Annotated in this window: 15 protein-coding genes; 12 read left to right on the top strand and 3 right to left on the bottom strand. The window is 66.1% G+C overall.

Annotated features, from left to right (window positions below):
* Positions 1-81: 81 nt before the first annotated feature.
* The 10 genes from PMI40_RS15275 to gcvH are packed head-to-tail and all read left to right on the top strand — an operon-like array spanning position 82 to position 9,930.
* Positions 82-1,563: an NAD(P)-binding domain-containing protein gene (locus PMI40_RS15275; protein ID WP_008117054.1), complete on the top strand. Its 1,482-nt coding sequence runs from the start codon at positions 82-84 to the stop codon at positions 1,561-1,563.
* Complete coding sequence (locus tag PMI40_RS15270) at positions 1,560-2,534, top strand: ABC transporter permease (protein ID WP_008117052.1); 975 nt, start codon at positions 1,560-1,562, stop codon at positions 2,532-2,534. The genes PMI40_RS15275 and PMI40_RS15270 overlap by 4 nt, the downstream gene beginning before the upstream one ends.
* Positions 2,535-2,551: 17 nt before the next feature.
* On the top strand, positions 2,552-3,487 hold the full coding sequence (locus PMI40_RS15265; protein ID WP_369770847.1) for an ABC transporter permease: 936 nt from the start codon (positions 2,552-2,554) through the stop codon (positions 3,485-3,487).
* Positions 3,484-4,473: an ABC transporter ATP-binding protein gene (locus PMI40_RS15260; RefSeq protein ID WP_008117048.1), complete on the top strand. Its 990-nt coding sequence runs from the start codon at positions 3,484-3,486 to the stop codon at positions 4,471-4,473. The genes PMI40_RS15265 and PMI40_RS15260 overlap by 4 nt, the downstream gene beginning before the upstream one ends.
* A gap of 4 nt (positions 4,474-4,477) precedes the next feature.
* Positions 4,478-5,473 carry an ABC transporter ATP-binding protein gene (locus tag PMI40_RS15255; protein WP_369770846.1) on the top strand — a complete coding sequence of 332 codons (996 nt, stop codon included), beginning with the start codon at positions 4,478-4,480 and terminating at the stop codon, positions 5,471-5,473.
* 55 nt (positions 5,474-5,528) lie between these two features.
* Entirely contained in the window at positions 5,529-7,112 is a 1,584-nt protein-coding gene (locus tag PMI40_RS15250) for an ABC transporter substrate-binding protein (RefSeq protein WP_008117043.1), read from the top strand.
* Positions 7,113-7,116: 4 nt separating this feature from the next.
* Positions 7,117-8,415 (top strand): acyl-CoA thioester hydrolase/BAAT C-terminal domain-containing protein, encoded by a 1,299-nt coding sequence (locus PMI40_RS15245; protein WP_008117041.1) that lies wholly within the window; start codon positions 7,117-7,119, stop codon positions 8,413-8,415.
* A complete protein-coding gene (locus PMI40_RS15240; protein ID WP_008117039.1) occupies positions 8,412-8,933 on the top strand; it encodes a CMD domain protein in 522 nt (173 codons plus the stop codon). Before PMI40_RS15245 ends, PMI40_RS15240 begins: the two co-directional genes overlap by 4 nt.
* A 12-nt stretch (positions 8,934-8,945) precedes the next feature.
* Positions 8,946-9,545: a peroxidase-related enzyme gene (locus PMI40_RS15235; RefSeq protein WP_008117037.1), complete on the top strand. Its 600-nt coding sequence runs from the start codon at positions 8,946-8,948 to the stop codon at positions 9,543-9,545.
* A gap of 7 nt (positions 9,546-9,552) precedes the next feature.
* Positions 9,553-9,930, top strand: coding sequence for a glycine cleavage system protein GcvH (gcvH, locus tag PMI40_RS15230; protein ID WP_008117034.1), 378 nt, complete (start codon positions 9,553-9,555; stop codon positions 9,928-9,930).
* On the opposite strand, the gene ssuD is transcribed toward gcvH, so the two are convergent.
* Both ssuD and PMI40_RS15220 read right to left on the bottom strand, forming a co-directional pair.
* Positions 9,927-11,048, bottom strand: coding sequence for an FMNH2-dependent alkanesulfonate monooxygenase (ssuD, locus tag PMI40_RS15225; protein WP_008117032.1), 1,122 nt, complete (start codon positions 11,046-11,048; stop codon positions 9,927-9,929). The genes gcvH and ssuD overlap by 4 nt on opposite strands.
* A 133-nt stretch (positions 11,049-11,181) precedes the next feature.
* Positions 11,182-12,066: a LysR substrate-binding domain-containing protein gene (locus tag PMI40_RS15220; protein WP_008117030.1), complete on the bottom strand. Its 885-nt coding sequence runs from the start codon at positions 12,064-12,066 to the stop codon at positions 11,182-11,184.
* Between the two features lie 74 nt (positions 12,067-12,140).
* On the opposite strand from PMI40_RS15220, the gene PMI40_RS15215 reads away from it, so the two are divergent.
* Complete coding sequence (locus PMI40_RS15215) at positions 12,141-13,262, top strand: MFS transporter (protein WP_008117028.1); 1,122 nt, start codon at positions 12,141-12,143, stop codon at positions 13,260-13,262.
* Between the two features lie 105 nt (positions 13,263-13,367).
* Positions 13,368-13,523 carry a hypothetical protein gene (locus PMI40_RS24280; RefSeq protein ID WP_008117026.1) on the top strand — a complete coding sequence of 52 codons (156 nt, stop codon included), beginning with the start codon at positions 13,368-13,370 and terminating at the stop codon, positions 13,521-13,523.
* Positions 13,524-13,537: 14 nt separating this feature from the next.
* On the opposite strand, the gene epsC is transcribed toward PMI40_RS24280, so the two are convergent.
* Positions 13,538-14,473, bottom strand: coding sequence for a serine O-acetyltransferase EpsC (epsC, locus tag PMI40_RS15210; protein WP_008117023.1), 936 nt, complete (start codon positions 14,471-14,473; stop codon positions 13,538-13,540).
* Positions 14,474-14,961 lie beyond the last annotated feature (488 nt).

Here is a 14,961-nt window from a genome sequence, read left to right as displayed (position 1 = left end):
ATCGGCGAGACGACGCAGCAATGCCCGACCGGGGTTGGCCAGCGTCGCATCCGGCAGAACCCGTTGAAGAGAAAGATCACCATGGCAGTCAACCCAAGCACTACGGATTTCCACGCCGGCGCCTTCGGCCTGCCCGCGCTGGAAGCGCGCCTGCGCCAGGACCTCGAATGGCTGGCCCTGCCGGGCAAGTCGTGGACGCCGGTCGTGACCCGCGACGGACAGGACGTGCTGGATGTGGCCATCGTCGGCGGCGGCCAGGCCGGTATGGCGGCGTCGGTGGCGCTGTCGCACCTGGGCGTGCGCAATGTCATCTACGACCAGTCGCCGGAGGATTTCGAAGGCCCCTGGGCCACCACGGCCCGCATGCAGACGCTGCGCTCGCCCAAGACCCTGACCGGTCCGGCGCTGGGCTTTGCCGCGCTGACCTTCCGGGCCTGGTTCGAGGCCCAGTTCGGCCTGGATGCATGGAATGCGCTGGACAAGATCCCGCGCCTGCAATGGATGGAGTACCTGCGCTGGTACCGACGCGCCATGCGCCTGGACGTGCGCAACGGGCATCGCCTGCAACGCATACAGCCGCGCGCCGATGGCGTGGTCGAGCTGCACCTGTCCACGCCGGGCGGCCCGACTATCGTGCTGGCGCGGCGGGTGGTGCTGGCCACCGGCCGCGATGGCCTGGGCGGCGCCGCCTTGCCGCCGCTGGCGCAGGCGCTGCCGCGCGACAAGTGGGGCCACTCGTCGGACGTGTTCGACTATGGCAGCCTGAAGGGGAAGCGGGTAGCGGTCATCGGCGGCGGTTCGTCGGCCATGGACAGTGCCGCCACGGCGCTCGAAGAGGGTGCCGCGCGGGTCGACCTGCTGATCCGCCGGCGCGAGCTGCCACGCATCAACAAGGGCAAGGGTTCCGGTAATCCCGGCCTGGTCAATGGCCACTGGCACCTGCCGGATGAGTGGAAGTGGCGCATCCGCAACTACGTCAACCGCCAGCAGGTGCCGCCGCCGTCGGGCAGCACGCGTCGCGTGTCGGCCTTTGCCAATGCGCGCTTCCTGCTGGGCACGGCCATCGAAGGCGCTGCCGTGCAGGGCGACGTGGTGCAGCTGCACACTTCGCGTGGTGCGCTGGAAGTCGACTTCGTGATCTTCTCTACCGGCTTCAAGGTCGACTGGAACATCCGTCCCGAATTCGCCACGATTGCCCCGCATATCCTCAGCTGGGCCGACCGCTATACGCCGCCGGCAGCCGAACAGGACGCCGAATTGCGCGACATGCCCTATCTCGGCCCGGTGTTCGAGTTCCAGCAGAAGACCGCCGGCGCCCTGCCGGGCCTGGAGCGGGTGCATTGCTTCTGTTACCCGGCCGTGGCCAGCCATGGCACCGTCTCGGGCGACATCCCGGCCATCAGCGACGGCGCCACGCGCCTGGCACAGGGGATTGCCGCCCAGTTATATGGCGAAGACGTGGAGCATCACTACGCCAACATCCAGGCCTACGAAGAGCCGGAACTGGTCGGTGACGAGTGGGTCGAGGCGCCGTGGGAACTGCCGCCGGGGAACACGCCATGACCCGGGCCATCGTGCGCAGCCTGTTGCAGGCGCTGATGGTGGTGCTGCTGATGACGGTGATCGTCTTCTTCGGCCTGCACATGATCGGCAACCCGGTCGATATCCTGATCGGGCAGGACGTCGACCAGGTCGACCGCCTGCGCATCATCGGCGAACTGGGGCTGGACCAGCCGGTCTGGCGCCAGTACCTGGCGTTTCTCAACGGCGCCCTGCATGGCAACCTGGGCAACAGTTTCGTCTATAACACGCCGGCCATCATCCTGATCTTCCAGCGCCTGCCGGCCACCCTGGAGCTGGCCGTGGCGGCCTTGCTGCTGGCGATGTTGATCGGTATCCCGCTCGGGCTGGCGGCTGGCATGAAGCCGGATCATCCGCTGTCGCGGCTGGTGATGACGGGCAGCATCTTCGGCTTTTCGTTGCCGACCTTCTGGATCGGCCTGATGCTGATCATGGCCTTCTCGGTGACACTGGGCTGGCTGCCTTCGGGTGGGCGGGGCCAGACCGCGCCTCTGTTCGGGGTGCAATGGTCGTGGCTGACCATGGATGGCTGGCGCCATATGCTGCTGCCGGCGATCAACCTGTCGCTGTTCAAGATCTCGCTGGTGATCCGGCTCACGCGCGCCAATGTGCGCGAGGTGCTGCCGATGGATTACGTGCGCTTTGCCCGCGCCAAGGGCCTGTCGCCGGCGCGGGTGGTGCTGATGTATGTGTTGCGCAATACGCTCATTCCACTGGTGACGGTGCTGGGGCTGGAATTCGGCTCGACCATCGCCTTTGCGGTGGTCACCGAGAGCATCTTCGCCTGGCCCGGCGCCGGCAAGCTGATCCTCGACAGCATCAATGCGCTGGACCGGCCGGTGATCGTGGCCTACCTGATGGTAATCGTGTGCATGTTCGTGGCCATCAACCTGGTGGTGGATGTGCTCTACAAGTTTCTTGATCCGCGGGTGCGGGTGGAGGTGCGGGCATGAGCAACCCAGACACCCGCATGACGCAGGCGCAGGTGCGCGAACGCATCGCCCAGATGTCGGCCTTCACGGCGCCGCCGCGCGAATCGCCCGGGCGCCGCGTGCTGCGCCATTTCGTCTCGTCCAGGTCGGCCATGCTGGGCCTGGCCATCGTGCTGTTGCTGATCGCGGCCGCCCTGGCGGCGCCCTGGATCACGCCGCAGAACCCGTATGACCTGATGCAACTGGACGTGCTCGATGCGCGCCTGCATCCCGGCACCGCCAACGGCGCCGGCACCTATACGTATTGGCTGGGCACCGACGGCCAGGGGCGCGACCTGGTCTCGGCGATCCTGTACGGCCTGCGCATCAGCGTGGGCATCGGTGTCGGCTCGGCCCTGATCGCCGGCGTCATCGGCACGCTGGTCGGGCTGCTGGCGGCCTATGCCGGCGCCAGGGTCGATGCGCTGTTGATGCGCCTGGCCGACCTGGTGCTGTCGTTCCCCTCGATCCTGGTGGCGATGCTGATCCTGGCCTACGTGGGCAAGGGCATCTTCAACGTGATGGCGACCCTGGTGGTGCTGGAATGGGCCTATTACGCCCGCACCGCGCGCGGCCAGGCGCTGGTGGAGCGGCAGAAGGAATACGTCGAGGCCGCGCGCGGCCTGAACCTGTCGGCCTGGCGCATCATGGTGCGCCACATCCTGCCCAACTGCCTGCCGCCGCTGATCGTGATCGGCACGCTGCAGGTGGCGCGCGCCATCACGCTGGAGGCGACGCTGTCGTTCCTGGGCCTGGGGGTGCCGATAACCGAGCCTTCGCTGGGCCTGCTGATTTCGAACGGATACCAATACATGCTCTCGGGCGAATACTGGATCAGTTTCTACCCAGGCATCACCTTGCTGATCGTCATCGTCGCCATCAACCTGGTGGGTGACCGTCTGCGCGACATCCTGAACCCGAGGTGGCAGAAATGAGTGCCGTGACTGCAATCCCGACCCTCGAAGTGCGCCACCTGCGCACCCACTTCTTCACGCCCGACGGCGTGCTGCCGGCGGTCGACGACGTGTCGCTGTCGGTCTCGCGCGGGCGCATCCTGGGCCTGGTGGGCGAATCCGGCTCGGGCAAGAGCGTGACCGGGTTCTCGATCCTGGGCATGCTCGACAGCCCCGGACGCATCGTCGGTGGCCAGGTGCTGTTCCAGGGACGCGACCTGGTCACGCTGGACAAGAGCGCATTGCGCCAGTTGCAGGGCAACCGCATCGCCATGATCTTCCAGGACCCGATGATGACGCTCAATCCGGTGCTGCGCATCGAGGCGCAGATGGTCGACGCGGTACTGGCGCATAGCAAGGTCGGCCGCCACCAGGCGCGTGAACTGGCCCGCGACACGCTGGGCCTGATGGGCATCGCCAGCCCCGAGGAACGCCTGCAGGCGTATCCGCACCAATTGTCGGGTGGCATGCGCCAGCGCGTGGCGATCGCCATCGCCATGCTGCACAAGCCCGACCTGATCATCGCCGACGAACCGACCACGGCGCTGGATGTGACGATCCAGGCGCAGATCCTGGCCGAGGTGCAGAAACTGGCGCGCAGCCATGGCACGGCATTGATCTGGATTACCCACGACCTGTCGGTGGTGGCCGGCCTGGCCGATGAAGTGGCGGTAATGTACGCCGGGCGCATCGTCGAGCAGGGCAGCGTCGATGCCGTGCTGGACGCGCCGCTGCATCCGTACACCCAGGGCTTGATCGGCAGCCTGCCTGGCAACAACCGCCGTGGCCAGCGCCTGCGCCAGATTCCCGGCATGACACCCAACCTGTTGCACCTGCCGCCCAGTTGCGCCTTTGCCGCGCGCTGCGAGCGCGTGGCACAGGAATGCCTGGTAGCGCCGGCCATCAGCGAGCCGCTGCCGGGCCGCCTGGTGCGTTGCTTTCATCCGGTAGGGGTGCAGCATGGATAACACAATGACACCGATCATCGAAACCCGCGCCGTCTCCAAGCGCTTCGGCGAACGCCGCAGCACCTGGCTGTCGCGCCAGTGGCAAGCGCGCGGCTGGCTGCGCCCGGCCGCCGTCACCCGGGCGCTGGACCAGGTCGACCTGCAGGTGATGCCGGGCGAAGTGGTGGGGCTGGTGGGCGAATCGGGCTGCGGCAAGTCGACCCTGGGAAGGGTGGCGGCCGGGCTGCTGGATCCGTCCGACGGCCAGGCGCTGGTCAATGGCCGCGACCGCGCCACGCTGTCGGGCGAGCAACGCGCGCGCGCCCGGCTCGATGTGCAGATGATCTTCCAGAATCCGTACGCCAGTCTCAACCCGCGCCTGCGGGTGGACCAGATCGTGGGCGAGGCCGCGCAGGTCAATGGCAAGGTCAGCGGCGAGCTCGACGACTACGTGGCGCAGCAACTGATGCGCGCCGGGCTCGACCCGGCCCTGCGTGATCGCTATCCGCACCAGTTCTCGGGCGGCCAGCGCCAGCGCATCGGAATCGCCCGCGCGCTGGCGGTGCAGCCGCGCATGCTGGTGTGCGACGAAGCGGTAGCGGCGCTGGACGTGTCGATCCAGGCCCAGATCTTGAACCTGTTCGCCGACCTGCGCGAGCAACTGGGCCTGACCTACCTGTTCATCAGTCACGACCTGGGCGTGGTCGAGCACATCTGCGACCGGGTGGTGATCATGTACCTGGGCCGGGTGGTCGAGAGCGCGCCGGTCGAGGAACTGTTTGCGCGCCCCAATCATCCCTATACCCAGGCCCTGCTGGCCGAGGTGCCGCGCCTGGCCAATCGCAAGAAGGAATTCACCGCCATCCGCGGCGAGATCCCCAGCCCCTTGAATCCACCGACCGGTTGCCATTTCAATCCGCGCTGCCCGCACGCCATGGCGCGCTGTCGGCAAGAGGTGCCGGTGCTGCGCGAGATCGCACCCGGTCATCGCAGCGCCTGCCATCTCAATGAAGTCCAGTAGCAGCATCGTTCGGCATTCTTATCTGAAACCCTGCAACCCCCACAGAGGAACACACATGAAAAAGACTCTCCTGGCCCGCCTGCTGGCCGTGGCACTGACCGGCGTGGCACTGGCCGGCGCGGCGCAAGCGGTGCGCGCGCAGAACCTCAATATCGCGTTTGCCGACCCCTTGTCGTCGCTCGATCCGCAATTGAACAACCACGCCGGTGATCGCTCGGTCGACCTGCATTTCTGGGACCTGCTGGTCGAGAACAACTACAACAAGCTGCAACCGGGCCTGGCGCTGTCGTGGAAGAACATCGATCCCAAGACCTGGGAATTCAAGCTGCGCCCCAACGTCAAGTGGCAGGACGGAAAAGCCTTCACGGCCGACGACGTGATCTTCTCGTACCAGCGCGCGCGCAACGTGCCGGGCAGCGTGGCGACCTTCGCCGGCTACCTGCGCACGGTCGAGTCGGTCACCGCCAAGGACCCGCTGACGCTGGTCATCAAGACCAATATCCCCAATCCCGACCTGCCGCTGAACCTGGCCTCGGTGCATATCGTAAGCAAGCATGTCGGCGAGAAATCGACCACCGAGAACTACAACAGCGGTGCTGCCGTGGTGGGTTCGGGGCCGTTCAAGTTCGTCTCGTACACCCCGGGCGACCGCGTGGTGATGCAGCGCAACGACGCCTACTGGGGCCCCAAGCCGCTGTGGGACAAGGTCAACTATCGCTACATCAACAACGCCGCCGCCCGCACCGCGGCGCTGCTGTCGGGCGATGTCGACGTAATCGACAAGGTCTCGGTGTCGGACATCGCCAAGCTGAAGCAGTCGCCCAACGTCACCGTCTATCCATACAACGGCTTGCGCGTGCTGCTGGTGCAGCCGAGTTTCCATGAAGGCCCCAGCCAGTACATCACCGACAACGCCGGCAAGCAGCTGGACAAGAACCCGCTGCTGGATGTGCGGGTGCGTCGCGCCATGTCGCTGTCGATCAACCGCAAGGCCATCATCGACCGCATCCTGCAAGGCGCGGCCACCGAGGCCAACCAGTGGATGCCGGCCGACACCTTCGGCTACAACCCGGACATCAAGGACATCGCCTTCGACGCCGCACAGGCCAAGAAGCTGCTGGCCGAGGCCGGTTTCCCGGACGGCTTCAAGCTGACCATCCACGTGCCCAACGACCGCTATCCGCAAGCGCCCGAGACGCTGCAGGCGGTAGCCCAGTTCTGGACCCGCATCGGCATCAAGACCCAGGTCGAGGTACTGCCATGGGCGTCGTATTCGTCGCGCGCCAACAAGAACGAGTTCGCCGTGTCGGTGGTGGCATGGGGTAACGGCACCGGCGAAGCCAGCTATGCGCTGGTCAACGTGCTGGGCACGGTCGATCCCAAGAAGGGCATCGGCGCGTCGAACTGGAATCACTACAGCAACCCGGCCGTCGACAAGGCCCTGGCCGATTCGACCGCCGAATTCGATCCCGCCAAGCGCGAAGCCATCCTGCGTGCATCGGCCAAGGTGGTGTCGGACGACGTCGGCGTGATCCCGCTGTACCACTACCAGAACATCTGGGCCGCCAAGAAGGGCCTGAAGGTAACCCCTTCCAGCAGCGACCGTACCACCGCGATGATGGTCACCCCGGTCAAGTAAGACCATGACCGATCTTTCGATAGTCATCACGCCGGCCGACGACTTGATCGACGTGCCGCGCCGCATCGTCATCAGCGGCGCGGCCGCCGGGCAGGCGCTGCGGGTCGATTCGTCGACCCTGCGCCGGGGCGCCGAGTGGCGCAGCAGCGCCATCTTCGTGGCCGATGCGCAGGGCCGCATCGACCTCTCGCGCGATGCGCCCAGCGAAGGCGATTACCAGGGCGTCGACGCAATGGGCCTGCTGTGGTCGCAGGTGCCGCTGCAACCGGGGCAGCGCGACAACTTCCATGCCGATGTGGCCACGCCGCTGGTGACCCGCATCAGCGCCGGCGACGCCTCGGCGGAACTGGTGCAACGCTTGGCCGGGCCCGGCGTGGTGCGCCGCGAAGTGCGCCACGATGGGCTGGTCGGCACCTTGTTCCTGCCGGCCACGCCGGGGCCGCATCCGGCGGTGATGATCCTCAACGGCTCCGGCGGCGGCATCAACGAGCCGCGCGCGGCGCTGTACGCCTCGCGCGGCTATGCCGCCTTCGCGCTGGCCTATTTCAAGGCGCCGGGGCTGTCGGACTACATCTCCAACACGCCGCTGGAGTATGTCGAGCGCGGCCTGGACTGGCTGCGTGCCGAAGTACAGCCACGTGACGACTTCGTGGCCATCAGCGGCCAGTCGCGCGGCGGCGAGCTGGTGCTGCTGCTGGCCGCGACATTCCCGGCCAAGGTATCGGCAGTGCTGGCCTACGTGCCCAGCGCGCTGGTGCATAGCGGCCAGAACGCGGCCGACCCGGCGGTGGGACGCGAAGGGCCGACCTGGCTGCTGCGCGGCAAGCCGCTGCCGCACCAGTGGACCGATAACCGCAGCGCCAGCTGGAAGCCGTTCGACGACGGTCCGGCGCCGCATCGTCACGAGCTGGCCATGCTGACCGCATTGGACGACCCCGAGGCCGTGGCCCGCGCCCGCATTCCGGTAGAAAACATCCAGGCACCGGTATTGTTGCTGTCGGCCACCGACGATGGTTCGTGGCCGTCGGCCCGTTACTGCGCGATGGTGCGCGACAAGCTGGCCGAAGCGGGGCACCGCTGGCCGGTGCTGTGGCGTAATTACCAGGATGCCGGCCATTCGATCCTGTTTCCGTTCGTGCCGACCACCCAGACCACCTATGCGCACCCGGTGTCGGGCCGCATCAGCACCGGCGGCGGCGAGCCGTCGGCCAATGCCCGCGCCGACCTCGATTCATGGCAGCAGGCGCAGCAGTTCCTGCGCGATGCTGTCGCTACGCACTCACTCCGAAAGGATCACCCATGAGCACTCCGATCTACGATATCGATCACGATGTCATCGACCAACTGGCCGGCCTGCAGGCCGGCAGCCCGCTGCACACGCTGCGCCACCAGCGCGACAAGGTGGCCGCCGCTTCCCAGGGCAGCTACGACACCTTGTTCGACCCGGCCCTGGAAGGGATTGGCCTCGACGAGCGATTGCTGGTGGCGTTGTACGCCTGCCGCCTGGCCGGTGCGACCGAGGTCGCCGCGCATTACCGTACGCGTGCCCAGGCGTTGCCGGTGGATGCGGCGCAGCTGGCCGTGGCCGACGGCGGCGAACCCGAGCAATTGGCGCCGGGCCGCCTGCGCGCGATGCTGGTCTTTACCCGCGCGTTGACGCAACGCCCGGTCGAGGGTGACCGCGCCGCCATCGAAAAGCTGCCCGCCGCCGGCATCAGCACCCCGGCCGTGGTGGCACTGTCGCAGTTGATCGCCTTCATCTCGTACCAGTTGCGCGTGGTCGCTGGCCTCAAGGCGATGCAGGCCGCTGCCGCCCACTAACAGGAGAACCGCATGAGCAACGTCATCAAATCCAACGGTTTCACCAACGAGTCCCTGGAGTGGGATGCCTGGCTGGACGTGATCACCCTGGAGCAAGCCAGCCAGGACCAGATCAAGGTGCTCGAAGAGAGCAACCCCAAGGCCAAGACCTCCGACTACTACCTGTTCCTGGCGCACCAGCCCGACATCCTGCGCCAGCGCTCGGCTGCCTTCAACGCCATCATGTATGCACCGGGCGGCATGTCGCGCGCCGAGCGCGAGCTGGGGTCGCTGGTGGTGTCCCGCATCAACGGCTGCGTCTATTGCGCCTCGGTGCATGCCCAGCGTTTCGAGCAGCTGGCCAAGCGCAGCGACACGGTGCAGCAGGTGTTCGACAATCCGTACGGTGCGGGCGTGGATGCGCGCGAGAAGGCCATCGCCAGGTTCTCGGCCGAGTTGACCGAGCAGCCCGATGCCATCGATGCGGCCAAGATCGCCGCCTTGAAGGAAGTCGGCCTGAACGACCTGGAGGTGCTGGACCTGATCCATTCCATCGCCATCTTCGCCTGGGCCAATCGTCTCATGCTCAACCTGGGCGAGCCGGTGTTTCCCGACGGCAGCCCGGCCGAGTGAGGATACGATGCTGATACCTGATGATCTGGTGTATGCCCAGACCCACGAGTGGGTGCGGGTGCAAGGCGACGGCGTGCTGGCGGTGGGCATCACCGACTTCGGCCAGGAGCAACTGGGGCCGCTGGTGTATGTCGACATGCCGGCCGTGGGCAGCGCCGTCAAGCGCGGCGGCGAATGCGGCATCGTCGAATCGAACAAGACCGCGTCCGACCTGCATGCGCCGGTCGATGGCGAGATCGTCGCCGTCAACGACGCCCTGGTCGACACGCCGGACGCGGTCAATGGCGCGCCCTATGCGCAATGGATCTTCAAGCTCAAGCCGGCGCTGCCGTTTTCGGCCGACGGCTTTCTTGATGCAGCCGCTTACCTGAAGCTGATTGCCTAGGACGCGGCGGCGCGCACATCGAACGCGCCGCCGGTCTGGGCGCGGTCACGCAAGGTGACCGCCTGCTTGCCCAGCAGCGGAAACACCAGTTCGGCAAAGCGGATCGATTCTTCCAGGTGCGGATAGCCGGACAGCACGAAGGTGTCGACCCCGAGGTCGGCATATTCCTGCAGCCGCTCGGCCACGGTGGCCGCGTCGCCCACCAGCGAGGTGCCGGCGCCACCGCGCACCAGGCCCACGCCGGCCCACAGGTTGGGCGCGATCTCGAGCTGGTCGCGACGCCCGCCATGCAGTGCGGCCATGCGTTTCTGGCCTACCGAGTCCATGCGTGCGTAGTTCTTCTGGGCGCGTGCGATATCGTCGTCGGTCAGCTTGCTGATCAGGCGCTCGGCGTCGGCCCATGCCTCGTGCGAGCTCTCCCGTACGATCACATGCAGCCGCACGCCAAAGCGTACGGTGCGCCCTCGCCGCGCCGCGCGTTCACGTACGTCGGCAACCTTCTGTGCCACCGCCGCCGGTGGTTCGCCCCAGCTCAGGTAGGCGTCCACATGCTTGGCCGCCAGCTCGTGGGCGGCCTCGGACGAGCCGCCGAAGTACAGCGGCGGATACGGTTTTTGCAGCGCTGGATGAAACACCTGGCCCTGGCGGATGCTGAAGTGCTTGCCCTCGAAGTCGACCTTTTCGCCTTGCAGCAGGCGGCGCCAGATGGTCAGGTATTCGTCGGCCGCTTCGTAGCGTTCATCGTGCTTGAGGAAGACGCCATCGGCTTCCAGCTCGGTGGCGTCGCCGCCCGGCACCACATTGAGCAGCAGGCGTCCATTCAATGCCTGGTCCAGCGTGGCCGCCTGGCGTGCCGACGGCCCGGGGCCGCCCAACGAGGTGCGCAGCGCCACCAGCAACTTGATCTTGTGCGTCACCGGCACCAGGCTGGAGGCCACCACCCAAGGGTCCAGGCAGGAGGCGCCGGTGGGGATCAGCAAGCCATCGTAGCCCAGGTTCTCGCTGGTCACGGCGATCTGGCGCAGATAATCGATGGTGGGCGCACGGCCGAAGTCCGAGGTGCCGAGATAGCGGGTGTCGCCCGAGGTCGGGAGAAACCAGAAGATGTCTGTGGCCATGCGTTTGGTGTCCTTGCTGCGCAGTCAACGTGGTGGGTCTGCCATTAGATCGCTGCGGGCGGGGGATGACCAAGAATGTTTTCTCATTTGCTTAGTCGGAAAGCGACGAAGGGGGCGTGCGGCGCCCGAAGTGTCAGGTTATGACCCGGTTCTCGCTCAACCAGCGCACGAACAATTGCGCCTCCGGGCCGGCCTGGGCACTGACGCCGAGATAATAGGGTGCCAATGGCATGCGCAGTCCGGGTAGCGGGCACACCAGGCGACCTGAACGCAGGTCGTTGTCGGCCAGCGAGACCGGCGACAGCGCCAGCCCCAGGCCATCGACGGCCGCCTGCAGCACGAAATGGACGTGGTCGAAATGCAGCGTGGGCTGGCGCCGGGACCGCTTCATGCCGGTCAGGCGCTTGAATTCATCCCAGTCGCTGCGACGGCTGTGCGACAGCAGCAGCGTATGCGCGCCGATCGCCTGGATATCGGGCAGCGGAGTGTTCTTCAACAGCTGCGGCGAAGCTACCAATAACAGTTCGTCTTCCATGAAGCGCTGCAGCTTCAAGGTCTCCGGCCAGTTGGTCTCACCGCGCCGGATCGCGATGTCGAACGGGCCGGGGGCACGCGCGACGGTGGCCACGCTGGTGGCCACCTGCGGCTCGATGCCCGGATAGCGCTCGACGAAGCCCGACAGGTGCGGGATCAGCCAGCGCACGGCAAACGAGGGACGGACATTGATGCTCACCGCGCGCGTGGGCGCATGCTGCATGACCCGCCGCGCGGCCGCGCCCAGTTGCTCCAGCGCGGGACTGGCTTCTTCGAAGAACTGGCGTCCACGCTCGGTCAGCAGCACCTGGCGGATGCGCCGTTCGAACAGCGGCATGCCGAGATAGGTCTCGAGATTCTTGATCTGGCGGCTGATGGCGCCATGGGTGACGTTGAGTTCGAGTGCGGCCAGCGTGAAGCTCTGGTGCCGGGCCGCCGCCATGAAGGCGCGAATGGCGTTGAGCGGGAGGGTTTGATCGGCCATGCGTCAGATTTTATCACGCATGCAAAGAATTAATATCGTTTGTCAGTACCGGGTGCCAGCCTCAAGATGCCGGCATGACTCCCGATCCGCACCAGGCCAACCTCGATTCCCGTCATGCCGCCATGTCGCTGTCGGCGGCCCTGCCAGCCGATATCGTGTTGTATCTGCTGCTACCGATGTATGCGGCCGACTTCCACGTCAGCCTGGCCGAGGTCGGCATCCTGCTGGCCGCCAACCGGCTGGTGCGCATTGCCGGCTATCGCTGGGTGGCGCGCTTCTATGCCGAGCGCGGCGACCGCCCGACCTGCCTGCTGGCGGTGGCGGCGGCGGTGGCCTGCGCGCTGGGGTATGTGGTGGCCGATGGCTTCTGGGTGCTGTTGCCGTTGCGGCTGCTATGGGGCATGGCCTTTGCCGGACTCAACCTGTCGACCCAGTCGATGTCCACCGCCAACCCGATGGGTGCGGCCAGCCGTTCGGGCCGTTCGCGCGCCGTGATCGCCATCGGCCCGATGCTGTGGCTGCCCACCGCCGCGCTGCTGGCGGCGCAGTTCGGGCCGCGACTGGTGTTCGTGCTGGTGGCGGCAACCGCGTCGCTGGGCCTGCTGGCGGCGCGGCGCCTGCCTGCGCATGCCTATCCCAAGCCACCGGTACGGCGCTGGAAGATGCCCAATGCGCTCGACTGGTGGTCTTTTCTCGAAGGTCTGACGCTGGATGGGCTGTTCATCATCGGCTTGTCGTATATGAGCCGCCAATCCTTCAGCGAACACGCCGAGCTGATCGCCGGCACCTTGATGGCGCTACGTTATGCGGGTGAGATCGTGCTGGCGCCAGTGGGCGGCTGGCTGGCCGAGCGTTTCGGCGCGGTGCGGGTACTGGTGGTGCTGTCGCTGGCCACCTGTGCCGCGCTGGTGGGATTCGGCGCGGGGGCATTGTGGCTGTTTGCCGGCTTCATCGTCGTGTTGCGCTCGCTGCAACTGCCATTGCTGGCCCCCATCGTGGCGGCCCGCACCGCCCCCGAGGAGCGGGTGCATGCGCTGGCCGGACGCGCCATCTGGCGCGATATCGGGGCCGGCGCCGGTCCCATCATGGCAGGCTTGCTGCTGCCGGTGATGTCGTCGCTGTGGCTCTACAGCCTGGCCGCCGGTGCCCTGGCGCTGGCTGCCGTGGCCTGTGCCCGGCAGCCACGCCAGGCCTGAGTACGCTTATGCGTTGAGGCCATAAGCAAAACCGTATCGCTTCGTTGGGTTTGCCGGTGGCACCGGGTACAGTGACCGGGTCAGCTTATTGCACAAGGACCCGCCATGAACGACCATCACCTGTTCCAGGAACTGGGCAGCGCGGCACTGGAGCCGCTGCAGCCGTCCGAGAAGAAATTGATCGGCGCCGTGCTGTTCGTCGGGCTCGGCCTCTTGGGCACGCTATTCTTCGTCCATCGTTATTTCCCGCTGGGAAACTGACGGCGAGGTCGTCATCAGCGCGTGCAGTCGCTCAACATCTCCGCCTGTGAGATGTTGCTGCCGGCCGGCACGTCGTGGGTCAGCCAGACATTGCCACCGATGACCGAGCCCTGGCCGATGGTGATGCGCCCCAATACGGTCGCACCGGCATAGATCACCACATCGTCCTCGACGATGGGGTGGCGTGGAATACCCTTGACCAGGGCGCCGTCGGGGCCGGTCGGAAAGCGCTTGGCGCCCAGGGTCACCTGCTGGTACAGGCGCACATTGCGCCCGATGATGGTGGTCTCGCCGATCACCACGCCAGTGCCGTGGTCGATGAAGAAACTGCCGGCGATCTGCGCTGCCGGGTGGATATCGATGCCGGTGCCGGAATGGGCGATATCGGCCACCAGGCGTGCCAGCAGCGGTGCTCCCAGCCGGTGCAGGGCGTGCGCCAGGCGGTGGTAGATGATGGCGGTGGTGCCGGGATAGCACAGCAATATCTCCGACACGCTGGAAGCTGCCGGATCGCCATGGTAGGCCGCCTGGATATCGGACACCAGCACATCGCGGATGTCCGGCAACTGATGCGCGAACTCGCGCGTGATGACGGTGGCGCGTGCGCGCAGCTGCTCGTCGTCTTCCGGTTCGTCGACCCCGAAGTACAAGCCCCTTCTGACCTGCTCCCCCAGCACCGACAATGCCGCATTGAGCTGGCTGCCGACGAAGTAGTCGATCGTCTCGTCCGACAGGACGGTGTGTCCGTAGTGGGTCGGGAACAGCGCCGCCATCAACTTCTTCAGTACTTCCTGCATCGCTTCGCGCGAGGGCAGCTCGCGGATCTCGCCGCGATGGCGGATCTTGTGGGTGACTTCGCGTGAGGTGCGCAGCCCGGCCACGACGGTGCCCAGGCCCAGCCCTGCCGTATCGGCCAGGGCACTCAGTTCGGGGGTATTGGAGGTATCCATGCCGGCATGCTATCAAAAATGCGGTCAAGGCGTGGGGCAGGACGGGATATCGGAATGCGGCTCGGGCGGCAGGGCAGAGCGATTCGCGGCGCCCAGTCCTATCTGGAAAGTGGCGCCGCCGGTGAATCTACTCTGGAACCTAGTTTAATCGGGCGATCGGGTTCGATCCAATGCTCATTGGAAATATCGATATGCGCTTTCGGGATCAAGGATTCAAGTGCCTGATTTTATTGGCTAATTTCTGATTGCCCGGCGGCCGTGGCGCACTGGCGTCGTTGATTGCCGTTGTTTTTTTCATGATTAGGGTTTTGCCTGATGCCTGTGGTCGCGCTCTAGGGTTTCACCCGATGCCGGCCCTGCCGGGCGGGAATTAAAGTACATCCATACCCGCTGCACACAGAAGTCTTCACAGGGGTGAAGACCATGCCGGGACACTGCCTCAGGGAGAAATAACATGTTTGCCAAGAACAACCGCATCGTCGCCGCTT

Origin of the sequence: Herbaspirillum sp. YR522, from assembly GCF_000282575.1 — a bacterium.
Classification (GTDB): Bacteria; Pseudomonadota; Gammaproteobacteria; order Burkholderiales; family Burkholderiaceae_D; genus Herbaspirillum.
The sequence above is the reverse complement of the archived record's forward strand: the minus strand, read 5'-3'. Positions and strand labels throughout refer to the sequence as shown.